The sequence below is a fragment of the Sporofaciens sp. St.21A7 genome, from assembly GCF_059728535.1.
This window is the reverse complement of record NZ_BAAGFN010000001.1, coordinates 5170183-5197171: the sequence shown is the minus strand read 5'-3', so window position 1 is coordinate 5197171 and position 26989 is coordinate 5170183. Positions and strand designations below refer to the sequence as shown.

22 protein-coding genes, 3 tRNA genes, 3 rRNA genes and 1 pseudogene are annotated in these 26989 nt (G+C 45.9%); 28 read left to right on the top strand and 1 reads right to left on the bottom strand.

The annotated features are described in order from the left end of the window. Positions 1-46 precede the first annotated feature (46 nt). From AC6I3O_RS25785 to AC6I3O_RS25665, 25 genes are all read left to right on the top strand, one after another. Entirely contained in the window at positions 47-1120 is a 1074-nt protein-coding gene (locus AC6I3O_RS25785) for an ATP-binding protein (protein ID WP_497853290.1), read from the top strand. Next, complete coding sequence (locus AC6I3O_RS25780) at positions 1113-1655, top strand: PD-(D/E)XK nuclease domain-containing protein (RefSeq protein ID WP_497853289.1); 543 nt, start codon at positions 1113-1115, stop codon at positions 1653-1655. The genes AC6I3O_RS25785 and AC6I3O_RS25780 overlap by 8 nt, the downstream gene beginning before the upstream one ends. 161 nt (positions 1656-1816) lie before the next feature. Then, positions 1817-2899 carry a 6-phosphofructokinase gene (locus AC6I3O_RS25775; RefSeq protein ID WP_497853288.1) on the top strand — a complete coding sequence of 361 codons (1083 nt, stop codon included), beginning with the start codon at positions 1817-1819 and terminating at the stop codon, positions 2897-2899. Positions 2900-2941: 42 nt separating this feature from the next. Then, positions 2942-4522 carry a DNA polymerase III subunit gamma/tau gene (gene dnaX / locus AC6I3O_RS25770; protein WP_497853287.1) on the top strand — a complete coding sequence of 527 codons (1581 nt, stop codon included), beginning with the start codon at positions 2942-2944 and terminating at the stop codon, positions 4520-4522. A gap of 57 nt (positions 4523-4579) precedes the next feature. Then, entirely contained in the window at positions 4580-4936 is a 357-nt protein-coding gene (locus AC6I3O_RS25765) for a YbaB/EbfC family nucleoid-associated protein (protein WP_497853286.1), read from the top strand. Positions 4937-4952: 16 nt separating this feature from the next. Continuing rightward, positions 4953-5549 (top strand): recombination mediator RecR, encoded by a 597-nt coding sequence (gene recR, locus AC6I3O_RS25760; protein WP_497853285.1) that lies wholly within the window; start codon positions 4953-4955, stop codon positions 5547-5549. A gap of 84 nt (positions 5550-5633) precedes the next feature. Then, complete coding sequence (locus AC6I3O_RS25755; RefSeq protein ID WP_497853284.1) at positions 5634-6746, top strand: LacI family DNA-binding transcriptional regulator; 1113 nt, start codon at positions 5634-5636, stop codon at positions 6744-6746. A gap of 292 nt (positions 6747-7038) precedes the next feature. Further along, positions 7039-7692, top strand: a complete 654-nt coding sequence (gene fsa / locus AC6I3O_RS25750) for a fructose-6-phosphate aldolase (protein ID WP_497853283.1) — start codon at positions 7039-7041, stop codon at positions 7690-7692. Between the two features lie 13 nt (positions 7693-7705). Beyond that, positions 7706-8542, top strand: a complete 837-nt coding sequence (locus tag AC6I3O_RS25745) for a transketolase (RefSeq protein WP_497853282.1) — start codon at positions 7706-7708, stop codon at positions 8540-8542. Then, positions 8530-9471: a transketolase family protein gene (locus tag AC6I3O_RS25740; RefSeq protein WP_497853281.1), complete on the top strand. Its 942-nt coding sequence runs from the start codon at positions 8530-8532 to the stop codon at positions 9469-9471. The genes AC6I3O_RS25745 and AC6I3O_RS25740 overlap by 13 nt, the downstream gene beginning before the upstream one ends. Positions 9472-9721: 250 nt before the next feature. Further along, positions 9722-10822, top strand: a complete 1101-nt coding sequence (locus AC6I3O_RS25735; RefSeq protein WP_497853280.1) for a LysM peptidoglycan-binding domain-containing protein — start codon at positions 9722-9724, stop codon at positions 10820-10822. 73 nt (positions 10823-10895) lie between these two features. Next, positions 10896-12146 carry a DUF5711 family protein gene (locus AC6I3O_RS25730; RefSeq protein ID WP_497853279.1) on the top strand — a complete coding sequence of 417 codons (1251 nt, stop codon included), beginning with the start codon at positions 10896-10898 and terminating at the stop codon, positions 12144-12146. Positions 12147-12155: 9 nt separating this feature from the next. Further along, on the top strand, positions 12156-13070 hold the full coding sequence (locus AC6I3O_RS25725; RefSeq protein ID WP_497853278.1) for a CvpA family protein: 915 nt from the start codon (positions 12156-12158) through the stop codon (positions 13068-13070). 844 nt (positions 13071-13914) lie between these two features. Beyond that, positions 13915-15445 (top strand): 16S ribosomal RNA (locus AC6I3O_RS25720). A gap of 114 nt (positions 15446-15559) precedes the next feature. Next, positions 15560-15677 (top strand): 5S ribosomal RNA (gene rrf / locus AC6I3O_RS25715). Positions 15678-15694: 17 nt separating this feature from the next. After that, positions 15695-15768 (top strand) — tRNA-Ile (locus AC6I3O_RS25710). A 45-nt stretch (positions 15769-15813) separates the two neighbouring features. Next, positions 15814-15886: transfer RNA gene (locus AC6I3O_RS25705), tRNA-Ala, on the top strand. A 252-nt stretch (positions 15887-16138) separates the two neighbouring features. Beyond that, a 23S ribosomal RNA gene (locus tag AC6I3O_RS25700) occupies positions 16139-19024 on the top strand. The 16S, 23S and 5S rRNA genes sit together here with 3 tRNA genes alongside, the layout of an rRNA operon. 130 nt (positions 19025-19154) lie before the next feature. Then, positions 19155-19226, top strand: a tRNA-Asn gene (locus AC6I3O_RS25695). Positions 19227-19411: 185 nt separating this feature from the next. Then, positions 19412-19816, top strand: a complete 405-nt coding sequence (locus tag AC6I3O_RS25690; protein WP_497853277.1) for a hypothetical protein — start codon at positions 19412-19414, stop codon at positions 19814-19816. Between the two features lie 51 nt (positions 19817-19867). Further along, on the top strand, positions 19868-20329 hold the full coding sequence (locus tag AC6I3O_RS25685) for a hypothetical protein (protein WP_497853276.1): 462 nt from the start codon (positions 19868-19870) through the stop codon (positions 20327-20329). Between the two features lie 98 nt (positions 20330-20427). Beyond that, the gene (locus AC6I3O_RS25680; protein ID WP_497853275.1) at positions 20428-20559 is read left to right on the top strand and encodes a hypothetical protein; all 132 of its coding nucleotides are present in this window, start codon (positions 20428-20430) and stop codon (positions 20557-20559) included. A 20-nt stretch (positions 20560-20579) separates the two neighbouring features. Continuing rightward, complete coding sequence (locus AC6I3O_RS25675; RefSeq protein WP_497853274.1) at positions 20580-21347, top strand: hypothetical protein; 768 nt, start codon at positions 20580-20582, stop codon at positions 21345-21347. A 384-nt stretch (positions 21348-21731) separates the two neighbouring features. After that, positions 21732-22415, top strand: coding sequence for a hypothetical protein (locus AC6I3O_RS25670; RefSeq protein WP_497853273.1), 684 nt, complete (start codon positions 21732-21734; stop codon positions 22413-22415). A gap of 495 nt (positions 22416-22910) precedes the next feature. Beyond that, positions 22911-23696, top strand: a complete 786-nt coding sequence (locus AC6I3O_RS25665) for an IS21 family transposase (protein ID WP_497853272.1) — start codon at positions 22911-22913, stop codon at positions 23694-23696. 154 nt (positions 23697-23850) lie between these two features. Here the strand turns inward: AC6I3O_RS25665 and AC6I3O_RS25660 are convergent, their stop codons facing one another. Next, positions 23851-25338 (bottom strand): hypothetical protein, encoded by a 1488-nt coding sequence (locus tag AC6I3O_RS25660; RefSeq protein ID WP_497850768.1) that lies wholly within the window; start codon positions 25336-25338, stop codon positions 23851-23853. A 204-nt stretch (positions 25339-25542) separates the two neighbouring features. Between AC6I3O_RS25660 and AC6I3O_RS25655 the strand changes: the two are divergent. From AC6I3O_RS25655 to AC6I3O_RS25645, 3 genes and pseudogenes are all read left to right on the top strand, one after another. After that, positions 25543-25719, top strand: a pseudogene (locus AC6I3O_RS25655) (Mu transposase domain-containing protein); the annotation flags it as partial. An 84-nt stretch (positions 25720-25803) separates the two neighbouring features. Next, positions 25804-26139, top strand: a complete 336-nt coding sequence (locus AC6I3O_RS25650) for a hypothetical protein (protein ID WP_497853625.1) — start codon at positions 25804-25806, stop codon at positions 26137-26139. Between the two features lie 119 nt (positions 26140-26258). Further along, positions 26259-26903, top strand: a complete 645-nt coding sequence (locus AC6I3O_RS25645) for an ATP-binding protein (protein WP_497853607.1) — start codon at positions 26259-26261, stop codon at positions 26901-26903. Positions 26904-26989 lie beyond the last annotated feature (86 nt).

Here is a 26989-nt window from a genome sequence, read left to right as displayed (position 1 = left end):
TAATAGGAAAAGTTCCGGAGATTTTACATATGAAGAGAGATTAAGGATGGCACTGGAACAAAGGGGGCATTTGATTGTCATAGACGGTCCGTCTAAAATTGGGAAAACGGTGTTATGCGAGGCAGTAATAGGAAGAAATCTTATAGCAATGACGGGAAATGATTTCAAAGGAGAAAAAGATTTTTGGACGGTGGTCGCGAAGAAGGTGGATATTCCGCTGATGGGCGAAGTACAGAATGAAAATACTGTCCATGACCAAGGCGAGCAAATCGGAACGAGGTATACTTCTCAATACCAGACGAATAAAGAGCGTGTAATGGAATATTTCCTAAACAACAATAAAGTACTTTTGCTGGATGATTTTCATTATGCGGATGAAAAAATGCAGCATGATGCGGCTTGTCAGCTGAAGGAGGCTATTCGGTATAATTTAAAGGCAATTGTAGTGTCGCTTCCCCATAGAGTGGATGAGACGGTCAAGAATAATCCGGATTTACAGGGAAGGATTATGAATATTACGATGCAGCCATGGAAAAGTAAAGAATTGGCGGAAATCCCAGAGAGGGGCTTCCATATGCTTGGCGTATATGCAACGCAAGATTTAATTGAAAGGCTTGTGATGGAATGTATTGATTCTCCGCAGACTATGCAATCTATTTGTGAGAGTATTGGATATTATATTGATGAAGACAAGGTACTAAAAGAAGAAGATATTGTAAAGAGCTGCTATTTAAGAGCTGATTTCCTCACATATCAGGAATTATATGCGAAACTGTTGGCCGGGCTTTCGTCCAGAGGGCAAAAGCGTGCAGTTTATTATCTGGCTGATGGTTCAGAAGTAGACCGCTATGGCCTTGTGCTAGAGGCGTTGAAAATAGACCCTCCGTTAAAATCGATTTCCATATCGGAGATTTACGAGCGGGCAAAGAAGATTTTGGATAAGACGAAAGAGATGCAGAAATTGACCACCCAGACAATCAGAGGGACGATGAACTCTATGTTGGTGATATTGGAAGAGAGTGGTTATGAAGCGGATAGAGTATTTGAGTGGAATGAAAATGTTTTGACTTTTAGGGAACCACTGTTTTTGTTTTATTTAAGATGGAGGAGAGATGAATAAGGAGCAATTAGTTCAAAAAGGGTGGGAAATAGATAAAATTACAGAGTTGAAAGAACTTTGTGGAAAGTATGAAGAGTGGAAAACAGAAGTTTTACGATATGCAGAGGCAAGTGGGACGGATGTGGGAAAGTATCGGATGGCATTGCACGCGGTTAACGTCCCGTATGAATCTCGGGAAGATAAAATTGGCAAATACCGTACTTCTATAAAGAAAGCAATCTGTTTTTTGCAGGACGAAAGTCAAAGCGTTAGACAGGATGAGGATGCTTTAGAAACAATTGTCAGGAATTTTGAGGAAGTGGATGCCATAATTGAGATAAAATGTACCGGCAAGAATCATACGGAGAAAAAAATCTTTCGTGAATTGGGCGAGGATGCATTTTTTTATAAATGTGAAAAATTAATCATGTATGTATATGACAAGCACAATATCATTCATGATATAGATAATTTTGTCAGGGCTTTAGAAAAAAATAAAGGATCGGCGGGAAAAAATATTAAAGTATATGTGGAACAAAATAGAAAATTAATTTGACTTGGGGATTCTATGCATTTTTATATATTGCGGAAATAAAGAGGATATTGTATGTATTAAGAAAATAGGTTATAATCAGAATAAGTGTTCAGCAGCAAAGCTTACCGCTGCCCATATGACACAAAGAATGTAGAATGACGGAAAGAAGAAAGGAGCGCCACATGTTAAGAATAGGAATGCTTACAAGCGGAGGAGACTGTCAGGCTTTGAATGCCGCTATGCGCGGCGTCGTAAAGGGAATCTGTTCCAAGAGGGACGATGTTGAGATTTACGGGTTTCAGGAGGGGTATAAGGGACTGATTTATTCCAATTTCAAGATGTTGACTTCCAGAGATTTCTCGGGAATACTGACCGTAGGAGGGACGATCCTTGGGACATCCAGACAGCCGTTCAAGATGATGCGGGTGCCGGATGAGAATGGCCTTGACAAGGTGGAGGCTATGAAGCATACATATCATAAGCTGAACCTTGACTGTCTGGTGGTACTTGGAGGGAATGGCACCCATAAGACGGCAAATATGCTGAGGGAAGAGGGACTGCATGTTATTACGCTTCCTAAGACGATCGACAATGACCTGTGGGGAACGGACATGACCTTCGGGTTCCAGAGTGCGGTGGATATTGCGACGGATACCATAGACAAGATCCATACGACTGCAACGTCCCATAGCCGGGTATTTATCGTTGAAGTTATGGGGCATAAAGTGGGCTGGGTGACTCTGCATGCCGGTATTGCCGGAGGCGCCGACATCATTATGCTTCCAGAGATTCCTTATGATATTAACGTGGTCGTTGACGCTATCAATAAGCGGAAGGCCGCGGGCAAGAAGTTTACGATTATTGCGGTGGCAGAGGGCGCTATTTCCAAAGAAGATGCGAAACTGTCTAAAAAAGAGCTGAAAGCAAAGAAGGAGAAGCAGAAATATCCGTCTGTTGCCTATGAGGTGGCGGAGAAGATTCAGAAGAGGACCGATCAGGAAGTGCGTATTACGGTTCCGGGACATACCCAGAGGGGCGGTTCTCCATGTCCGTACGACAGGGTGCTTTCTACAAGGCTTGGCGCTGCGGCGGCAGAAGCGATTCTGGACGGTGATTATGGATATATGCTGGGCGTCAAGAAGAATGACATCGTGCGCGTCCCGCTTTCCGAAGTTGCCGGAAAACTAAAATATGTCGATCCGAAATCCAGCATTATCAAAGAGGCTGAGATGACGGGCATCAGTTTTGGTATCAAAGAAAAGTGAAAGATGACGGGGAGTATGATAAGGGGAGGAGCTGTGTAGAAGATGTCTTATATGGCATTGTACCGGAAGTTCCGTCCGGATGCGTTTGAGGATGTGAAGGGGCAGGACGCCATTGTGAAGACCTTGAAGAACCAGATTAAGGCAGAACGTATCGGACATGCCTATCTGTTCTGCGGGACGCGGGGGACGGGGAAGACGTCCGTTGCGAAGATATTTGCAAAAGCGGTGAACTGTGAGCATCCGGAGGACGGAAGTCCTTGCGGATCGTGTGCCATGTGCAAGGCAATCGCGTCGGGGGCGTCCATGAATGTAATTGAGATTGACGCGGCGTCCAATAACGGCGTGGACAATATCCGGGAAATCCGGGAGGAAGTTGCGTACCGCCCGACGGAGGGCCGGTACAAGGTATATATTATCGATGAAGTCCATATGCTGTCTATAGGGGCTTTTAACGCATTGTTAAAGACTCTGGAGGAACCGCCGGAGTATGTAATCTTTATTCTGGCGACGACGGAGGCTCACAAGATTCCGATTACGATATTGAGCCGGTGCCAGCGGTATGATTTCAAGCGTATCACGATTGAGACCATTTCCGGGCGGCTAAAGGAGCTGATCGGGAAGGAGCAGTTGGATGTGGAGGATAAGGCGGTCCGCTATATCGCGAAGATGGCGGACGGTTCCATGCGTGATTCCCTGAGCCTTCTGGACCAGTGCGTGGCTTTCTATATCGGGGAGCGGCTGACTTATGACCATGTGCTGGAAGTCCTGGGGGCTGTGGATACGGAGGTGTTCAGCAGGCTCTTGCGGGAGCTGATTTCCATGGATGTCCACAGGGTAATCGGGACGGTGGAAGAGCTGGTGATGCAGGGCAGGGAACTGTCCCAGATGGCGGCTGATTTCACTTGGTATCTGAGGAATCTTTTGCTGGTGCAGGGGTCGGAGCATATGGAGGATATTCTGGATGTATCGACGGAGAATCTTGCCCAGTTGAAAGAAGAGGCGCAGATGATAGACAGTGATACGCTGATACGGTATATCCGGATTTTTTCTGAGCTTACGAATCAGCTAAAATATGCCACCCAGAAGAGGGTGCTTCTGGAGGTAACGTTAGTCAAGCTGTGCAGACCGGCGATGGATATGAACCAGGACGCGCTGCTGGATAGAATCCGGGCGGTGGAGAAGCAGTTAGAGGCTGGTGTCTCCATGCAGGCGGCGCAGATGAAGGAGGCTTATGCCGGTCAGGAGGGTGCTTCCTCTGTGACCCAGGCGAAGCCGGAGCTTCCTAAGGCGCTGAATGAGGATGTTAAGGCGGTGGCGAAGGATTTCCGTTCGATTGTGAATGATGCTTCCCAGATGCTGAAAGTCTACTTGAAAAAGGCGAGGCTCAGCGCAGGGGAAGGAAACCGTCTGTTGATTGTAATGCCGGATGAGATGAGCGCAGGCGTGGTCGGTTCTGAGGAGCATAAGGCTGAGATTGCGGACTTGATTCGGGAGAAGATTGGGAAACAGGTGGATATCGAAGTTCGTCAGATGGAGGAAGGAAGAAGGTTCGAGGATCATTTTGTGGATATTGAGAATCTGGAGAGTCTGATTAATATGGAGATTACGGTGGAAGATGAGTGATGCCGCAGGATTTGGAGAATGACAGTGAAAAGATAGAATTCAGGAGGGTATGGATATATGGCAAAAAGAGGTGGATTCCCGGGAGGCGGAGCGATGCCGGGGAATATGGCGAATCTGATGAAGCAGGCGCAGAAGATGCAGCGTCAGATGGAAGAGCAGGCGAAGGAAATGGAGACAAAGGAATTCAGCGCGACGGCGGGAGGCGGAGCGGTGGAGGCTACGGTTTCCGGAACGAAGCAGCTTATGAAGATCAGCTTGGATGAGGAAGTGGTTGATCCGGAGGATATTGAGATGCTGGAAGATTTGATCGTGGCGGCTGTGAACGAGGCGCTAGAGAAGGTGGATGAGGCTTCTGCTTCCGCAATGTCGAAATTTACCGGCGGTATGGGCGGACAGATCCCGGGATTATTTTAATACAGGAGCGTAGGAGATGGATTACTATAGTAACCAGATTAGCAGGTTAATTGAGGAGTTGTCATGTCTCCCGGGCATAGGTTCAAAGTCAGCGGCAAGGCTGGCTTTTCATTTGATTCATATGCCTGTAGAGGATGTGGGCCGTCTTGCGTCTACCATGGTGGAGGCGCGGAAGAATGTACGCTACTGTAAGGCTTGCTGTACGCTGACCGACCAGGAGCTATGCCCCATCTGCAGTAACAGCAAGCGTGATCATAAGACGATTATGGTGGTGGAGAATACCCGGGACTTGGCTGCGTATGAGAAGACGGGGAAATATGATGGGGTCTACCATGTGCTTCACGGGGCAATCTCTCCCATGCTTGGAATCGGGCCTGAGGATATTAAGCTGAAAGAGCTGATTGAGCGTCTTCAGGGGGAGGTGGAAGAGGTAATCATTGCGACGAATTCAAGCCTTGAGGGGGAGACTACGGCAATGTACATCAGCAAGCTGATTAAGCCTGCCGGAATCAAGGTCAGCCGGATTGCCAGCGGAGTCCCTGTGGGCGGAGATTTGGAGTACATCGACGAAGTGACGCTGCTTCGGGCTTTGGAGGGGCGTACACAGCTCTGAGCCGATATACCGGGGATGGAGGCTGGCGTCTGGAACGATACGGGACAGTAAGTATACCGGAGACGGCGGGGCGGAGGTGGAAAGGTGAAGAAGAAAGTCACATCAACAGATATTGCAAAAGCGGCGGGGGTTTCCCAGTCTACCGTGTCGATGGTCCTGAATAAGAAATATAATGTTTCATTCTCCAAAGAGACCATAGACAAAGTAGAACGTGCGGCGAAGGAGTTAGGATATGTCCCGCCGAAACGTAAGACAAAAAAGGGAGTAAAAAAGGAAAAGCTTCTGGTGGTGTTCTGCTCGAATCTGACGAACCCTTACTATGTCATGCTGCTGCAAGGCATTGAGCTTAGGGCAAAAGAGCAAGGTTTCGGGCTGTTCGTGTGTAATACCCAACGGGATTTGAAGATGGAAGAGCGGTATCTGAAAATGATGTGGGAGCTTCGCCCCTTAGGAATCATCTATACCTGTAATCCCAGCCATTGTTTCATGGAGCTTGTAAAGGAACTGGCACAGAAAATCCCGGTGGCGGTTGTGAACAACCAGAATGAGAAGATGGATGTGGATGCGGTAGAACTGGATAATTCAAAGCTTGGGCGTATCATGGCAAGACATCTTTTGGAGCTGGGGCATCGGAAGGTGGCATATATCGCGCCGCCCCTGACTGCGCGCCAGAAGCAGCGTTCTAAGCGTGTGGAGGGATTTTTAAAGGAGTACGAGAAGGCTGGATTGAAGGGAAATGTGGTTATCAAAGCGGCAAAAGAAGAGCTTGACCTGAATGTTGCCCATATTGATTCAGAGTATAAGATTGGGTTCGACCTGACACGGGAACTACTGGGGGAAGAGTCGGGGATTACGGCAATCGTAGGATTGAATGATATGATTGCATTTGGGATTCTGGATGCGCTCCATGAGGCGAAGATACGCGTACCGGCCGATATGTCGGTCATGGGCTGTGATAATACGTTGTTTGCACGTATGCATAAGGTAGAGCTGACGACCATAGAACATTTTGTTATTTTCAAGGGACGGGATGCCTGTGATATTATTATGAAGAAAATCGCTTCCCACACCTCTTCTTATTCCGGGATTGAGCCGATTAGCACGTATCATGTAGAGTATGAACCCCAGTTGATTGTGAGGGGGACGACAGGATATGCGAGGGAATCTGGAAAAGGGGTAAAAAAAAGAAAAAATTAATGTATTCTCACAGATTATTAATAATAATTTGTGAGATTTTTCTTTCTGGAAATCCGCAGAAGCCCGAAAGCCGGAGGCGGGGATTAACGGCAGAGGGGACGAGGCGGATATATAGAATAGATACTGTGGCTTTTCGTTTGGGAAGGGATTAATAATACATATTTATTAATTAGAAAAATTATTAATAAAAATGCACACTATTGACCAAAGTTCCAGAAATAAGTTATAATCTGACCATACGATAAATATAGTGTAGTTTTACAAATGCATCATTTAAAAAGGAGGAAGAAACATGAAATTTTTCATTGACACAGCCAAGGTAGAGGACATTAAGAAGGCAAATGACATGGGAGTCATCTGCGGCGTGACCACGAACCCATCCCTGATCGCAAAAGAAGGCAGGGTGTTCGAGGAAGTTATCGCTGAGATTGCCTCTATCGTAGACGGCCCGATCAGCGGTGAGGTGAAGGCTACGACTGTGGACGCAGAAGGGATGATTGCAGAGGGAAGAGAGATTGCAAAGATTCACCCGAACATGGTCGTTAAGATTCCTATGACGGTTGAGGGATTAAAGGCTTGCAAGCAGTTGACGGCAGAGGGGATCAAGACCAACGTGACGTTAATTTTTACGGCAAACCAGGCGCTTTTAGCCGCAAGGGCGGGTGCGACATACGTATCGCCGTTCCTTGGGCGTCTGGACGACATTTCCGTAAGGGGGACGGATCTCATTGCAGAGATTGCCCAGATTTTCCAGGTAGCGGGAATTGAGACGGAAATCATCGCAGCAAGTGTGCGCCACACGATGCATGTGACGGACTGCGCATTGGCAGGCGCTGATATTGCTACCGTACCATATTCTGTCATTGAGCAGATGACGAAGCATCCGCTGACTGACGCAGGAATTGCAAAGTTCCAGGCTGATTATAAAGCAGTATTTGGCGAGTAAGGGGAGGTTCAAAATGGACAAATTGGAGTTAATGAAGACGGCAAATGAAATCCGCAAGAGCGTCGTGACAGCCGTACACAGCGCGAAATCCGGGCATCCGGGCGGCTCTCTGTCTGCGGCAGATATTTACACCTATCTGTTTTTTGAGGAAATGAACGTAGACCCGGCAGACCCTAAGAAGGCAGACCGGGACCGTTTTGTGCTGTCCAAAGGGCACACGGCGCCGGGGTACTATTCCACGCTTGCGCACCGGGGATTCTTCCCGGTTAAAGACCTTACGACGCTGCGGAAAGTAGGGTCATACCTGCAAGGGCATCCAGACATGAAGCATATCCCAGGGGTGGATATGTCCAGCGGTTCACTTGGACAGGGAATTTCTGCGGCGGTAGGCATGGCGATTTCTGCCAAGTTATCCGGCGACAGTTACCGGGTATACACCTTACTTGGAGACGGTGAGATTCAGGAAGGGCAGGTATGGGAGGCGTCCATGCTTGCGGCGCACAGGAAGCTTGATAACCTTGTGGTCATCGTGGATAACAATAATCTCCAGATTGACGGTCCAATCGACGAGGTGAATTCCCCTTATCCGATTGATAAGAAATTTGAGGCATTTAATTTCCACGTAATCAATATTAACGGAAATGATTTCGATGAAATTGACGCAGCGTTCAAAGAGGCGAGAGAGACAAAGGGACAGCCTACGGCAATCATTGCGAAGACGGTTAAGGGCAAGGATGTTTCCTTTATGGAAAATCAGGCGGCATGGCATGGAAACGCCCCGAACGACGAGCAGTATGCGGTTGCTATGGCAGATTTAGAGAAAGTAGGTGAAGCATTATGTCAGATGTAAAGAAAATCGCAACGAGAGAGAGCTACGGCAATGCTTTAGCCGAATTAGGAAAAGAACACGAGGATATCGTCGTGCTGGACGCAGACCTTGCGGCGGCGACTAAGACGGGCGTATTCAAGAAGGCGTTCCCAGAGCGCCACATCGACTGTGGAATCGCAGAGAGCAATATGATGGGAGTCGCAGCCGGAATCGCTACTACAGGTAAGGTTCCCTTTGCAAGTTCATTTGCAATGTTCGCGGCGGGACGTGCATTCGAGCAGGTTCGCAATTCCATCGGATACCCCAAGCTGAATGTGAAGATTGGGGCGACCCATGCAGGAATCTCTGTGGGAGAGGACGGGGCGACCCACCAGTGTAATGAGGATATTGCCCTGATGCGTACAATCCCGGGAATGGTGGTCATTAACCCGTCGGACGACGTGGAGGCAAAGGCGGCGGTGAAGGCAGCTTACGAGCATGTAGGACCGGTATATCTCCGTTTTGGAAGGCTTGCAGTCCCAGTCATCAACGACAATGAAGATTATAAATTTGAGCTTGGGAAAGCGATTACGTTAAGGGAAGGGACGGACGTCGCCATTATCGCCTCCGGGCTTACGGTATCTGAGTCTCTTGCGGCGGCCGAGAAGCTGGCGGCAGACGGGATTCGTGCGGAAGTCATCAATATGCATACCATCAAACCGCTGGACGAGGATGCTATCGTGAAAGCGGCTAAGAAGACCGGCAAGATTGTGACGGTGGAAGAGCATTCTGTCATCGGAGGCCTTGGCAGCGCGGTGTGCGACGTGGTGGCAGAGAAGGCTCCGGCAAAGGTGATGAAGATTGGCATTAACGATGTATTCGGCGAATCCGGCCCGGCTGTTCAGCTGATTCAGAAATATGGCCTGGATTCTGAGAGTATTTATGAGAAGATAAAAGAATTTTTGAAATAAAAAATATTCACTGACATGGAAGGTGGATGTCCCGGCGGATGAGATTCGTTTCGGGCATCCGCCTTTTTTGTATATACAATCCGGCATTCTCATGATAAAATATAAAAACTGACAATTTCGTTTGAGACAACCCGTCGAAAATAACTTAAACGTGCCGGAAATTTCCAGGGACAAGTCCCACCGATTGATAAAATATGCAAAATCCATATGCTATCATTAGCAAAAATATGCAAAATGAGGTGACAAGTGTATGGAAAGACAATTTCCGAAAAACGTAAGGCAGATAGGCAATGTCGGTGACGAGCCTAAGATATACGTGGAAGATTATGTGGATATTTATCTGAACCAGCAGGAGCAGCAGACGGAAGAGACTCCTGTCGGGATAATCCTCATTGGTGAGATACTAAAGCTAGAAGGGCAGGATGTGGTGTGCATATCCGGGGCGATGGGGATTCGGGATATCCGGATGAACGGTACGGAGATTGTCTTAGAGAAAGAGACTTTTAAGAGGTTAGAGGAAGAACGGAAGAAGTATTTCCCATCCGGAGAGGCCGTGGGCTGGTGCTTGATTGAGAATGGGCATCCGTCAAGGCAGGACAGGGAAGTGCGGAAAATCCACCATAAAAATTTTGCAAGGCCGAATACGGTATTTATCTGGAAGGATGCGCTTGATAAGGAAGAGACATTCTACGCTTACCGTAACGGCGAGCTTGCGCAGATGGACGGGCATTATATTTATTATGAGAAGAACCCGGACATGCAGAATTATATGATTATGACCCGCAGACAGAACGGCGTTACGCCCTGCGAGGTAGTGGAAGACCGTGCAGCGAAGGATTTCCGCAGCGCCGTCCGGTCAAGGATTGAGGAGAAGGAGAGGCAGAGTTCCAGGCTGATTTATGCTACCAGCGCGCTGCTTGTGGTGGTCGTGCTTGCGATTGGGATTTCGACGGTCAATAATTTCGATAAGATGGAAGCAGTACAGGATTCCCTTGAGTCTCTGTCACAGTCGGTCAACCAGCCTAAGAGCCGGACGGATACCGTAAGCGAAGATCAGGCGGCAGTCCCGGCGGGGCAGCCCATAGAAGGGACGCAGCCGGATACGGGTGGGCAGGAGAGTGCAGAAGACGTACCGGAGCCGGCAGAGACAGGCGGGACGGTTCCGGACCCATCTACGATTCAGGAACAGCTTGGAAGTGAGAATTATTATGTGGTGGAGAAAGGGGATACGCTGGACAGCATCAGTGTGAAAATATACGGCGATACGTCCCACGTCAAGGCGATTTGCAAGATGAACGGGCTGTCGGACGGTAATTTAATCTATATTGGGCAAAAATTATTATTACCTTAGGGAGAAAATATGTTACAATAAATAGGACTGTATAAGGCAGAAGTACGAATGAATAGCAGTGAAGGGGAGATGGATGAAACGGCAGAGAGATAGAAACCTTCATGTTGTCAGAGAACAGGAAGATCCAACGGACAGGATTGTAAGAGAGATTTTAGACGAATTGAATAGTGAGGATGATTTTCAGGACGTGGAAGATGCGGGCAGGAAGAAAAAGAGAACCCTGCGGCGCAGGTGGGTTGCGGGTATCGTTTTGCTGCTTGCAGTGGCAGCAGGCGTATATCTTCTGGTGAATCTCCAGACCTACGGCAATGTACGGGTGACGGATTCGTACCCCGGCGGCAAAGCGGCGAACAATAGTTACCGTGAGTTTGCAGGCGGCGTACTGAAATACAGCAGGGACGGGATTTCCTATCTCGACCAGAAGGGTGAGGAGCAGTGGAACCATTCCTACCAGATGAAGAATCCATATATTGAGGCGGGAAAAGCGTCGGCTGTCGCGGCGGACAAAGGAGGCAATGACATTCTGGTCATTCAGGAGGACGGGGTCAGAGGCGAGATACATACTGCGATGCCAATTGAGAAGGTGAGCGTGTCAGAGCAGGGAATTGTCGCCGCAGTACTCAAGAATGATTCTTCGGCAGAGATTCTGTGTTATGATATTGCGGGAAATATCCTCGTAGAGCATAAGACTTCCTCTGTGGGGACAGGCTATCCGCTGGATATCGCCTTGTCGGAGGATGGCAAAACGCTGCAGGTCTTATATTTTTATACACAGGACGGGGCGATTACGTCGAAGGTCATGTATTATAATTTCGGAGAGGCCGGGAAACAGAAGACGGATAACCAGGTGAGCAGCCATGAGTATAAAGATACGATTATGGCGTCGGGATTCTTTCTTGATTCGGATACGTCGGCCGCGGTGGGAGATAATTGCCTGGCGATTTACCATGGGAAAGACGTCCCGGAAGAGAAGGTGCGGATTGCTATTGACAAAGAGATTAAGAGCGTCGTCCACAATGAGCGTTATATCGGGCTGGTCCTCAAGAATGAAGGGAAGGAAGGGTATGAGCTGCGCCTGTATAACGGAGACGGGAAAGTGGTCATTTCCAAGGATTTTAACGGAGATTACAGTAATGTGAAGCTTTGCGGCAGGCAGGTGATACTGTATGAGGGAAAGAAATGCAGTATCTTTATGAGGAATGGGATACAGAAGTTCGACGGTGAGATGGAGAATAGTATCATGGAGATATTTCCTGTGGCGGGCGTAAACAAATACATTGTGATGAGTGCAGACGGGATGGAGAAAATCCGGCTGGTAAAATAAGGAGAAGATATGAATTGGTTGTTGGTTACAGTAATGATAATCTTTCTGATTTCGATAGTGGTAGGGGCGGTCAGGGGTGCGATTAAGATTCTCGTCTCCCTTGTGACGACACTCGTTACTTTTTTGATTGTGTTCTTTGCGACGCCTTATGTGTCGGATGCCATTGCGAAATTCACGCCTCTGGACGAGGCGATTGAGACGCAGGTGAGCAATGCGATTGCCAATGCGGCGGTGTCCCAGCTTGCGGGGGGCAGTGAAGGCGGGATGACGGCAGACAATGTACGCAGGGCGTTAGGCGCGGCGGGTCTTAATGAGGATACCCTTGCGCAGTATGGAATTACGGTGGAGGATATCGTGAACGGCAATATCAGCAAGAGTGAGCTTTCTAAGTATGGAATATCCGGAAGCGTCCTTGACGGCCTGATTGGTGGGCAGCAGGCGGCTGCAGAGGCAATCGAGGGGGCGGAGATTCCCCGGGAGATGCAGATGGAGGCGATACAGAATGCGGATTTGCCGGATGTGTTCAAAAACCTTCTGACGGTGAATAATAACAGTGAAATTTATAAGCAGTTGGGCGTGGAGACATTTGCGCAGTATGTTGGAGGGTTCATGGCGAAGCTGTTTATTGATATCGTTTCTTTTCTTTGTACGTTTCTGCTGGTGACGATTATCCTGCGGGCGATTGTATTTGCGCTGGATATCGTGGCAGACTTACCGGGAATCGGTGCGGTGAACCATCTGGCCGGCGCGCTGATGGGCGCGGCCGGCGCATTGGTGGTGGTCTGGCTGATGTTTTTGGTTATCACGTTGATGTTTACTACGTCGATTGGGAAAGAAATGTTCCGGATGATAGAGGCGAGCGGTTTCTTGCAGGTGTTGTATGATTATAACCCGGTGCTGAAATTGGCGACGCTGTTTCGGTAATTTATGGAAAAAAAGGAGATGCTGCAATATTTGCAGCGTCTCCTTTTTAGACCCGGCGAAAGAAAAGACGGGGGGATGGTATGGCCTGCGGAAATGCGGATTCTTTTGCATGTGGCAGGGTTCGTGCCAATGAGTCCAATATGATCTCATTATGGGTGTATTCATTTGCCTAAATGAAAAGTGCTAATATATTGAAGGTAATGTGAGAGTTACTGTTCACTCCGGGACTGTGCACCACGCTACACGGTCACAGACCAGTACATTGCCGGGGCAGGAATCCGGCCTCTTGCCGTAAGGCAACTTGGAATAGGCCGGATTCGTTGCTGTGAACGCCGTAGGTGTGAACAGTAACATGTGGGATGAAAAAAATGACAAAAAAGCAAAAAAAGGGGTTGACTTTGGAAAAAAAAGGTGATAATATCAATAAACGTCGCAGGTATGCGGCAGAGTTTTCTACAAAGAAATGTAATAACGCTTTGTAAAAAGAAAATTAAAAAAGTTGTTGACAAGCGGTGGGAGATGTGATAATCTAATATAGCTGTCGCGAGAAACAACAGCAAAGAACCTTGATAATTAAACAATAGACAACAACCCTGAAAATTTCTTGAGAGAAAATTTCAGAACGTGGAATTGAATGGACGAAGAAGTTCGGCTAGGCTAAATGGATTTGAAAGTTCAAGACCAACCTTATAAACAGTAATAACGGGAAAAGAAAAAGCGAGCATTTTTCTTGACCGAGATTAAACGAAAAGGATGCTTCGCAATACTAAGCTCGTGGGAGACCTCGCTAAGTATTGTGAAGCGTAATACGACTAAGGTTCGTGAAAGACCGAACCCAAGTCTTTATTACGAGAGTTTGATCCTGGCTCAGGATGAACGCTGGCGGCGTGCCTAACACATGCAAGTCGAGCGAAGCACTTTGATTGGATTCTTCGGATGAAGATGATTGTGACTGAGCGGCGGACGGGTGAGTAACGCGTGGGCAACCTGCCTTACACAGGGGGATAACAGTTAGAAATGACTGCTAATACCGCATAAGACCGCGGAACCGCATGGTTCTGAGGTAAAAACTCCGGTGGTGTAAGATGGGCCCGCGTCTGATTAGGTAGTTGGTGAGGTAACGGCTCACCAAGCCGACGATCAGTAGCCGACCTGAGAGGGTGACCGGCCACATTGGGACTGAGACACGGCCCAGACTCCTACGGGAGGCAGCAGTGGGGAATATTGCACAATGGGGGAAACCCTGATGCAGCGACGCCGCGTGAGCGATGAAGTATTTCGGTATGTAAAGCTCTATCAGCAGGGAAGAAAATGACGGTACCTGACTAAGAAGCCCCGGCTAACTACGTGCCAGCAGCCGCGGTAATACGTAGGGGGCAAGCGTTATCCGGATTTACTGGGTGTAAAGGGAGCGTAGACGGTCCTGCAAGCCAGATGTGAAAGCCCGGGGCTCAACCCCGGGACTGCATTTGGAACTGTAAGGCTAGAGTGTCGGAGAGGCAGGCGGAATTCCTAGTGTAGCGGTGAAATGCGTAGATATTAGGAGGAACACCAGTGGCGAAGGCGGCCTGCTGGACGATGACTGACGTTGAGGCTCGAAAGCGTGGGGAGCAAACAGGATTAGATACCCTGGTAGTCCACGCCGTAAACGATGACTACTAGGTGTCGGGTGGCAAAGCCATTCGGTGCCGCAGCCAACGCAATAAGTAGTCCACCTGGGGAGTACGTTCGCAAGAATGAAACTCAAAGGAATTGACGGGGACCCGCACAAGCGGTGGAGCATGTGGTTTAATTCGAAGCAACGCGAAGAACCTTACCTGATCTTGACATCCCTCTGACCGGCAAGTAATGTTGCCTTTCCTTCGGGACAGAGGAGACAGGTGGTGCATGGTTGTCGTCAGCTCGTGTCGTGAGATGTTGGGTTAAGTCCCGCAACGAGCGTAACCCTTATCTTCAGTAGCCAGCATTTAGGATGGGCACTCTGGAGAGACTGCCAGGGATAACCTGGAGGAAGGTGGGGATGACGTCAAATCATCATGCCCCTTATGACCAGGGCTACACACGTGCTACAATGGCGTAAACAAAGGGAAGCGAACATGTGAGTGCAAGCGAATCCCAAAAATAACGTCTCAGTTCGGATTGTAGTCTGCAACTCGACTACATGAAGCTGGAATCGCTAGTAATCGCGAATCAGAATGTCGCGGTGAATACGTTCCCGGGTCTTGTACACACCGCCCGTCACACCATGGGAGTCAGTAACGCCCGAAGCCGGTGACCTAACCGAAAGGGAGGAGCCGTCGAAGGTGGGACCGATAACTGGGGTGAAGTCGTAACAAGGTAGCCGTATCGGAAGGTGCGGCTGGATCACCTCCTTTCTAAGGAAAAAGACTTTTTCCGTCTGGAGCAAACCAACTAAAACGGAAGAAGAAGTAAGGGAAATGTTGTCTATTGTTTAGTTGTCAAGGCTGTCAAAAGTCTAGATGGCGATGTCTGGTGGCGATGCGCTTGGGGGACACACCCGTACCCATCCCGAACACGATGGTTAAGCCCTAAGCGGCCGATGGTACTGCACTGGAGACGGTGTGGAAGAGCAGGTGGCCGCCAGACTTTAAAATCTTAAAAAAGGGCTTATAGCTCAGCCGGTTAGAGCGCACGCCTGATAAGCGTGAGGTCGGTGGTTCGAGTCCACTTAAGCCCATTGGAACTATCAAAAAGGAATCAAGTTTTGTTTAGATACCTGAATGGGGGATTAGCTCAGTTGGGAGAGCGCCTGCCTTGCAAGCAGGAGGTCACGAGTTCGAATCTCGTATTCTCCACTGGATGTATGATTGAGAATTCATGATTCATGCATCCCATGTACCTTGAAAACCGCATACAAGAAATATGATAAGAGAAATATCTTAATCAAGACATCCGAGGTAATTGTTATTAACAGAGTAACATCTGGTTATGTAATGATGATTACATCCAATTCGAGAAAACGAATCAAAAAAACAACCTATGAAACCAACGCCGATAACGCTATATCGGTGAGGACTTACGGGACATCCCGTTTCCGCAAGTCAGTTGGTCATGCTAGAAAGAGCGTATGGTGGATGCCTTGGCACTAAGAGCCGATGAAAGACGTGATAAGCTGCGAAAAGCTTCGGGGAGGAGCAAATATCCTACGATCCGGAGATGTCTGAATGGGGAAACCCACTTGAGGGAACCTCAAGTATCCTTAACCCAATCCATAAGTTAAGGAAGGGAACCCGGTGAACTGAAACATCTAAGTAGCCGGAGGAAGAGAAAGAAATATCGATTCCCAAAGTAGCGGCGAGCGAAATGGGAAGAGCCCAAACCGGGATGCGTGCATCCCGGGGTTCGGACCGCAAATTTGATTCAGAAGTCTTAGCAGAATGGTTTTGGGAAAGCCAGCCAGAGAGGGTGAAAGCCCCGTAAGCGAAAAGACGGATGACATGGCGGAATCCAGAGTACCACGAGACACGTGGAACCTTGTGGGAAGATGCGGGGACCACCCCGTAAGGCTAAATACTCCTTAGTGACCGATAGCGCATAGTACTGTGAAGGAACGGTGAAAAGAACCCCGGGAGGGGAGTGAAACAGAACCTGAAACCATATGTTTACAAGCTGTGGAACATCCGTATGAGATGAACCGCGTACTTTTTGTAGAACGGTCCGGCGAGTTGCGCCGGCTGGCGAGGTTAAGCCCCGAAGGGGTGGAGCCGAAGGGAAACCAAGTCTTAACAGGGCCAGAGTCAGTCGGAGCAGACCCGAAACCGGGTGACCTATCCATGTCCAGGATGAAGCTGCCGTAAAAGGCAATGGAGGTCCGAACCCACATCCGTTGAAAAGGGTGGGGATGAGGTGTGGATAGGGGAGAAATTCCAATCGAACCCGGAGATAGCTGGTTCTCCTCGAAATAGCTTTAGGGCTAGCCTCATACAAGTCTAGCGGAGGTAGAGCACTGAATTTCCTAGGGGGCGTCAAAGCTTACCGAAGAATATCAAACTCCGAATGCCGCCAAGATGGTGTATGGGAGTCAGACTGCACGAGATAAGTTGGGTAGTCAAAAGGGAAAGAGCCCAGACCTACAGCTAAGGCCCCAAAATGTGTGTTAAGTGGAAAAGGATGTGGGATTTCAGAGACAACTAGGATGTTGGCTTAGAAGCAGCCATACATTCAAAGAGTGCGTAATAGCTCACTAGTCGAGAGGTCCTGCGCCGAAAATGTCCGGGGCTGAAACACACTGCCGAAGCTTAGGAATCAGAAATGATTGGTAGAGGAGCATTGGATACTGGAAGAAGCAGTACCGGAAGGAGCTGTGGACGGTATCGAAGAGAGAATGCCGGAATGAGTAGCGAGAGGAAGGTGGGAATCCTTCCGGCCGAATATCCAAGGATTCCAGGGTAAAGCTGATCTGCCCTGGGGAAGTCGGGGCCTAAGGCGAGGCAGAGATGCGTAGTCGATGGATAACAGGTTGAAATTCCTGTACCACAATCCAACAGAACTGTGGGGACACACGTGGAAAGCATGAGCCGGGAATGAAGAGACCGGTGCAAGCGAGGTAGGGGGTATACTGGCAAATCCGTATATCAACCTGAAGACGTGATGCGGACCGAAGTAAGAGTAGGGAAGCATGTGAGCCATGTGTCAAGAAAAGCCGCTATTGTTTGGGTTGTGCCCGTACCGTAAACCGACACAGGTGGATGAGGAGAGAATCCTAAGGCCGACGGGAGAAGCATTGTCAAGGAACTCGGCAAAATGACCCCGTAACTTCGGGAGAAGGGGTGCCAGGGAGACCTGGCCGCAGAGAATAGGCCCAAGCAACTGTTTAGCAAAAACACAGGTCTGTGCGAAACCGAAAGGTGAAGTATACGGGCTGACGCCTGCCCGGTGCTGGAAGGTTAAGAGGAGAGGTTAGCGAAAGCGAAGCCTTGAATTGAAGCCCCAGTAAACGGCGGCCGTAACTATAACGGTCCTAAGGTAGCGAAATTCCTTGTCGGGTAAGTTCCGACCCGCACGAAAGGCGTAATGATTTGGGCACTGTCTCGACAATGCACCCGGTGAAATTGAAGTACCAGTGAAGATGCTGGTTACCCGCGCCAGGACGGAAAGACCCCATGGAGCTTTACTCCAGCTTGATACTGGGATTCGGTATTGCATGTACAGGATAGGCGGGAGGCAAGGAAGTGGTGACGCCAGTTGCCATGGAGCCGCTGTTGGGATACCACCCTTGCAGTATTGGATTTCTAACCAACAGCCGTGACCCGGCTGGGGGACAATGTCAGGTGGGGAGTTTGACTGGGGCGGTCGCCTCCGAAAGGGTATCGGAGGCGCTCAAAGGTTCCCTCAGAATGGTTGGAAACCATTCGGAGAGCGCAAAGGCAGAAGGGAGCTTGACTGCGACACCGACGGGTGGGGCAGGTACGAAAGTAGGACTTAGTGATCCGGTGGTAGAAAGTGGGATTGCCATCGCTCAACGGATAAAAGCTACCCTGGGGATAACAGGCTTATCACTCCCAAGAGTTCACATCGACGGAGTGGTTTGGCACCTCGATGTCGGCTCATCGCATCCTGGGGCTGAAGTAGGTCCCAAGGGTTGGGCTGTTCGCCCATTAAAGCGGTACGCGAGCTGGGTTCAGAACGTCGTGAGACAGTTCGGTCCCTATCCGGCGCGGGCGAAGGATATTTGAGAGGAGCTGTCCTTAGTACGAGAGGACCGGGATGGACTGGCCGCTGGTGGATCTGTTGGCTAATCAAGGCCATGGCAGAGTAGCCAAGCCGGGAGGGGATAAACGCTGAAGGCATCTAAGCGTGAAGCCCCCCTCAAGATGAGATATCCCTGCGTAGAGCAGTAAGACCCCTTGAAGACGACAAGGTAGATAGGGCGGAGGTGGAAGTGCAGTAATGTATGGAGCTGACCGCAACTAATCGGTCGAGGGCATGACCAAAGGTGGATAGGAAAGAGGATGAAATTTCTTGTATGCAGTTTTGAGGGTACATGAAAAAACACTTGCTATATAAGATACGAAGGGGTATAATATAGTTAGTGTTTTCTTGGATTAAAAGAATAGAGAATAATCCTCGATAGCTCAATGGTAGAGCACACGGCTGTTAACCGTGGGGTTGTTGGTTCGAGCCCAACTCGGGGAGTTATATGAAGCCTATAAATGTAAATGTTTATAGGCTTTTGTGTTTTAGAAAGAAATTGTAAGCAAGGCTAATAGGAAGATATATATTGCAATTAAGTATTTGATTACATTTTATCTATGATTTCAAGTAATATCATGGTACAATATAAGAAAATAGAGGGAAAAGAGGAGAATTTTAATATAGACATGGATATTTATGATTATGAGGTTCTGGATAGAGCAAATCAATTTCAAAGTGCGGTAAAAGTATTAAAGAATTTGAATAAAGGAATTCCTTTAGAATTAAATGCATGTTTAGCTTGTGAACTATATTTAAAGTATTTAGTTTATTTTAAAAAAGATCATGTTGATAAAAAACCAGTAGCGCATTTAAAAAGAGTACATGATTTAAAAGCCTTATATGGTGAATGTGATGATAATACGAAAATAGAAATAAAAAAGAAAATGGGAATGGATTTTGAAGATAAATTAGAGAACGTAAAAGAAAATTTTAAAATAGTTAGATATGATTATGAATTTGAGAACGTTGTTTATTCACCGGGGTTTTTAATTAATTTTATGAATGTATTGTCTGAAATGTGTAATAGTTAGAGTGAATCTTATTAGAAAGAAGAAAATGATTTTTGGAGAGAGGTAGATTGTATGAATGAGAATAAGGTCAAAGAGTCAAATATGGTTGCAAATGGTTTTTTGGATGCAGCATACTATTTAAAGAAATGTGAAGCAAAAGACATGGTTTTGTTGGGGGTGTATGCTCCTGCATATACAGCCAATCTTGCATTTGCATGTGAATTATATTTTAAGCAGTTATTGTATATTAAAGGAATAGATGTTACACGGATACATGGTTTGAAAAAACTATACGAAAAAATTCCACAGGATATGCAAAATGAAATTATCATAGAGTATCAAAGAAATCTACAATCAGAAGAAAAAGAAATACAATCTATGACTATTCAGGATTGTCTTGATAGATATGATACTGCTTTTGAAGATTGGAGATATATTTATGAGGGCAATAAGAAATGTAATACAACAGCAGAGAAAGATTTTTTTTATATGGTAGAAGCAGTTAAAATTATTGCAGATAAGAAAATAATATAACACTAAAATTTTGTATGCAATAAAAAGTATCCATTTGTACTTTTGAATTATATGTAGTTATTCATATATAATGAAGTACAGAAAGGATGGTGTTAGATATGAGAGAAAAGAAAATACGTTTGTGTTTGAATAGTGAAGAAAAAGCAATTTTGTTAGATTGTCTTGTAGATTTGAAGAATCGGATGATAGAAGAAGGAAAATTGTCAGTGAAGAAGAAGCCAAAAGGATAGATGAAATTTTAGAACATAGAATGAAAATTGATGAAGATAAACGTCAATTAGCGTTACGGACGAAGGGAGAAGCAATGCTTTCCGGTAATATTTTTTGTGCGCATTGTGGTGGGAGAATTACAACGACACATCATAAAGATCACTATTTTAGGAAGGATGGTAGCGAATATTTAAAGGATGAATTGAAATATCGTTGTTATCATAAGGCGAATAAGTTGTGTGAATGTGAAGGTCAGACAAATTATATTGCCGCAAGGGTAGACGAAGCTGTTTGTCAGATTATGCGACAAGTGTTTGCAAATATGGAAGGTGCGCCGGAAGAAGAAAAGTATCGTGCAATACTGAAAAAACAACAGGCGGCACATACAGCCAGTAAGCGGAAGATTACTCTTGAGCTTAATAAGAACCGGAAACAGTTGGAAATATTGCAGATGGAGATAGGAAAGACATTATTAGGGGATAGCATTTATTCACCGGAAGATTTGAAAGAGGCAATTAATGTTATAAAAGAAAGGGTTGCTTGCGGTGAAGAACAGTTGGAAAAGCTGGAAAGTGATATGCTGGAGAAAAAGGAAATGGTTGAAGCGGTTCTTCCGGCATATAGGAGGTTCAAGAGTTGGGCGGAAGAATTTGATTCTGCTAACTTGGAACAGAAGAAAATGATTGCTTGTCAGATATTTGACCGGATTGAGATTGGAAAAGGGTATCAGTTGATAATTCATATGAATGTAACTTATAAGCAGTTCTGTTCAGAATGGGTGAAAGAATATATTGAAAAGATAGCGTGATTTGTTTTTCGGGTGGTATGTGGGAGTGGGGGATACAGGGAAATAGGGGAAAGGGAGAGGGGATAGACCATATTGCAGAGATATCTGTAATATGGTTTTTTTATATAATTATTTCTAACAGTGGTTGAAGTTGTCCATTGATTTTAGTATAATGAAGAATCAGAGAGAATAAATATCGACCTTTTGAAATGTATGAAGTAGGAGGGATGATGTATAGATAAACATCAGATAAAAAAAGTTGCCATTTTTGCCAGTGTAAGTTGTTTAATTGTCTTTGCGGTAATTCCTTTATGTGTTAATGGACTTTTTAAGTGCAATGCACCAATAGAGTTTTTACGTGCAGAGAAATCGGCAGGTGATCTTTTATCATATGTGTCTGGTGCTATGGCATTTGTGGGAACAATGTTTTTAGGATGGATTGCATATAAGCAAAATGATGATTTGAAAAATATAGAAGAAAGCAATTTCATTGCGAATAACTCCTGTATAGATTTGTTGAGAGCAGTGTCATTATATAACAAGAGATTTATAGATCCGGATGAATATTTTAATGAACAAATTGTAATACAAGATAAAGTGGAATCAAGTAATCAAGGTTTTTATATTAAGTTTGTTATGGATAGAATGACGAATATTCCTGCCTATGTACATGTTTCTAATATTATGATGTTTTTTACTAGTGGGAAAGGTAAGGAAAGAAATTCTACTTGTTTTTTGGCAAATGCAAAAGATGAATGTTATTCAGCAGTTGCGATTTCAAAAAATAGGGATTTTTTTAGTCTTACAGTATTAATGAAACCAGAAACAAAGTTAAAGTTTTTAGAATATTTGCAAAAGACGGGAGCATTAACGTTGGAGATAGAGATGGAATTAGTGTCTCCTAATTATGTAAAGACTAAAATGAAGAATCGGGCAACCTTTTCAAATACAAATAAAATAGATAAAATTAATTTTAAATTAATTGATGCAAAACCGTTGTCTTTCTGGAGAGGTAGCGAGATTACCTCAAAAAAGAAACTAATGCTTACAAGAAAACCTAAAACAGATGAGAGGTGTAATAATATATAGTGGATTATCAAAGTGAGTTTATAGAGATACTATAAGACGGGTGAAAAGTTTTCGGTGTGCGACCGTGTCAATGGTAGAGCACACGGCTGTTAACCGTGGGGTTGTTGGTTCGAGCCCAACTCGGGGAGTTTGAAAAGGCCCGTAGACAGTAGTGTTTGCGGGCTTTTCATATCCGAGGATAAGAGAGAAGAAATTTTGGCAGGCAATATACTGTTAACCGAGATAGGCAAGCCTTAATAACTCAATGAAATAGTGACATTTGTTAAAAGCCTGGTGTTTTACACAAAGGAATGTACGAAAGCGAGGGTAAAGCTGTGGCTTTCCATTTAAAGAAACCTTGTATTGACTTGTACGGGGTCTCTTTTTTGTATGAACGGATTGAAGCTAGGAGGAGAATAGATTATAATATAGAAATAATCAAATAAGTGAAAGCAGGAAAGAAAAAAGTTAGAGCATCAAGGCGTTGAATGGAAGGAAATTTGGAAAGATGAATATTTGAAATATTATCGTAGTGGTAGTACCATGCAGGAAATAAAAGGAATTGAATTATTAAAATTCCTTTATGAGAAGCAAGGAAAAACATGGGATAGCGTACCTATACCAGGAGAAACCGTAGATTCTTTGAGTAAGGAAGCATTACAAGAGTTCAGAAAAAAATCTGTTTATAAAAAACGGTTAAGTAAAATTGCGGTAGAGGTCAATGACAAATTATTGTTAGAGAATTTAAAATTATTTGAGGGAGAGAATTTGATACGAGCGGCAATTTTAATGTTTCATCCTGATCCAGAAAAATGGGTAACAGGCGCATATATAAAAATTGGATATTTCGGAGATTCTGATTCTGATTTAAGGTATCAAGATGAAGTTCACGGGCCATTAATTTTACAAGCGGATAAAGCGATAGAGTACCAATCAGACTGGCTGTCGTGCAATGTCCACATGCTGGAATTCTTTGGCGGGACACCTGTAAGGATTGTCTGTGACAACCTAAAAACAGGCGTGATCAAACACCCGAAACATGGAGAGGTCGTGCTGAATGATTCCTATTTATCTTTTGCAGAACACTACCAGGTTGCAATTATGCCGGCACAGGTAAAGAAACCCAAACAGAAAGCAAGTGTCGAAGGCGCGGTGGGAAAAATTGCAAGAAAGATCATCGGCATGCTCAGAAATGAAACTTTTCATTCTATAGAAGGGCTTAATTCGGCAATCAGAAAAGTGCTTGACAGGCTAAATGACAAACCCTTCCAAAAGAGAAACGGCAGTAGAAAAACAATTTAATAACTTCTCGGAATCTCAATGAATGAGATTCCAACCGAAAATTGACAACTGAATATCGTGCAGGAAAAGAAGTTTGAGAAAAATGGACATAAACATTGGACATAGCGGGTACTATGCCTTGAAAAATCTTATGGGATCGCTTAAGATATCATTATTAGGCGGCTAATCCTAATAATGATTCTTGAAATGCCTTAATCGATGGCATTTCCCAGGCATCAAGGTGTTGTAGCATCATGATGCCGTAGAGGCGGCAGTACCACATCTTCGTAGATCGGTGCCTGCCGTCTTCTAATTTATAGTCCTCTTTCTCGCGCTTGTTGGAGCGTTCCACGGAAGTCCTTCTGTCATATTCCTTTTCCCATGCTTTAGAGTCCCTTGGCGGTATGTTAAATAACCTTGGATTGTCATCGGTAAAGATATGTACGGTCCTGCCGTATTTAGCCGGTGAACAGGGATGCTCACAGAAGCAGCCCCGTTTTCGGTTGGCTTTTGGGCATCGGTATTTCGCCCGGTGTTTGGCAGCTTCATATCCATCTTTATGCATACGTAAGCCCAACTTACAGACAGGGATCCCATCGTCATCGATTGTGAAATCGTCCTTATAGGTAAAATGCCCGGTATGTCCGGGGTTGAGGTCGATAAACGGCGTGATGTTTTCCCGTGTGCAGTATTCATAAACAGGGCAAGCGTCATGGGCAGAATCCAGAAGGAGTTTTTCAATACGGAATTCCGGAAGGTATGCTTTCATTGTGAAAAAGGAATGGAGAAAGGAAAGCATGTCATGCCGGGAAGCCCGTTCCAAAAGTGGAAATACAGGGAGGTCGCTATAGGAATCGGAAGCCACATACATGTAGAGGTGGTAGCCGAAGAAATAGCATTCCCGGTGGGAGTCCCATCCCCAGTTACAGTCAGGCTGGGAGTAATGGCGCTTACAGTTACAGGAAGGACAGCCTTTTTCCTTACAATCGCAGATACGCTTTTTTCGTTGCTGTGCGGCAGTACGGACAGGGGTGCCGTCACCGGCAAGAGCCAGACGGTCTGAGTCGATCAGCCCATTGCGGATAGAAAGGTCCAGGAACTGCTGCTGATAGAGCCGGAAAACAAGGGAAAAAGGGTTATCCGGTTTCAGATGCCAGCGTTCCAGCAGGGGAAGGAGTTTGGAAGCCGTGCTGGAAGAGTCGCAGGGAGTCTTATCGCCTTTCTTTTTGCCTTTGGGAGTTTTCTTTATCTTAGGGAAGCGGTCTTTCGGGGAAAGGTTGCTGGAGTCATGCTGCCAGATGCGGGAAAAGAAATCATAAAAAGTACCGACACCAGGGGTATCACCGAAAGAGAAACCGCTGAGGATGGCATAAAGGGGAGTTTCCTTAAGCATGCGGCACCAGACAGTGATGGAAGAGACTTTCAGCTTCAAAGCAAGCAGGTAGGAGCGCAGCATGCAGGAAGGGAGCCTGGGTTCCGGGCCAAAAACAGAGTAACAATCCTGCATGATAGAATCAGTCTTGGAAAGATCGAGATACCAGAACTGCACGATATAATCCCAAGTGCTTTTGGGAAGCGCAAAGGGATCCGGGTAAAATTTAAGGAACTGGGATACGAAAGTATCCTGAAAGGCGGCATGACCGCCAGGATTACAAGGTAACATCAAAAATCGCCTCCAATCAAAAAATGTACTTATTGATCAAGGGCGCGAAGCGCCGCATTTTTTGACTGGTTTGTCAAGTGTTTTTGCAAAAAAAGTGGGTGATTTTTTGAAGCAAGGGTCTGAAAGCCTTATAAAGTAAGGGCTGAAGATTCCGAGAAGTTATTTTATGAGCTGGAGGAAAAACCATATCTCAGAACCCTGCCAATGCTTCCCTTTGAGATCTGTGAGTGGTCATATAATCACAAAGTAGGCCCGAATTCCCATATATGGTTTCACAAGGGACAATACTCTGTTCCAAGCAGTTACATAAATAAATACGTTGATGTGCAGTATAACAGTTCTCTTGTTTGTATCTACGCCTCACATCAATTAGTAGCTGAGCATAAACGTATTCCCACAGGCATTCGGAATGCGAAAAGAACAGAGATGTCCCATCTTCCATATCCAATATACACTCCGGATACAATGGAATCAACGCTGAATAAAGCAGAAGCTATTGGCAACAGTACAAGAACCGTGATAGGCAGGTTGTATGACAATGCAAAAGTAAAAGAACAGGCTCTTGTAGATGCAAGAACCGTATTGGATATCGCTGGTGTATATGGTAAAGATATCCTTGAAACAGCTTGCAGCCTTGCACTTAAGGACTTTCATCTGATTACTTACAACACGCTTATGCCTTATGTGAAAAGAGCTGCAAAAAACAGAAAAAATGATCTTACAAAAAAGAACGTAAAAGATCATAAGCAGGGAATCGTAAGAGGTGCGGATTATTATAGAGAGGATGGTAAAAATTTATGAATACAGAGATCAAGAAACAATTATCAGTATTAGAACTCAGTGATTTAGTGGCTGTGATCGAGGCTCAGGAAAAAGAAGTATCTTTTGTTGACCTGACTTACAATGAGAGACTTTAGCATCTGCTCTCAGCTCTAATAACAGAACGGCAGAACAGACTGATCACCAGGCTGACAAAGATTGCAGATTTAAAGTATCCCAATGCAAGCCTTGAAACTTTAGACTGTGATGCACGAGAGAGCAGTAGGGAGAAAATCGCAAATCTTGCAACCATGGGATTCGTAGGTGCTGCAACAAACCTGATCATTACAGGCCCGACGGGTGCCGGGAAAACCTATCTTGCATGTGTCCTGGGTGTAGAAGCATGTAAACAGACTCTCCGGACGTGTTATATCAGAATGCCGGATATGCTGGGACATTTTCAGGCCCACAAAGATAACCTCAGAGAGCAGGTACGATACCGGAAGAAACTGGGAAACTATAAAGTGCTGATCATAGATGAATGGCTGAACTATAAGATCAATGAGAAAGAGTCAAAATTCATATATGAGTTGGTAGAACAGCGTTGTGGAAATAATCCGACGATCTTTGTCGGGCAATACGAGGTCTGTGACTGGCATGAACGGTTAGGCGGCGGAACCCAGGCCGATTCTATTATGGACCGGATCATACATAACTCTTATTCCATACCGACTACCGAAAATAACCTCAGAAAGCTGTACGATTCTCAAAAAGCCAGAAAACTTATGGAGTCCTTAAACTCATAAAAACGCAGATTTATTTTTGTATGTGGCAGACGATAAATCAACCGTTAGCAGGAAACACTGATGACTCTTTAGATGCCACAACATTT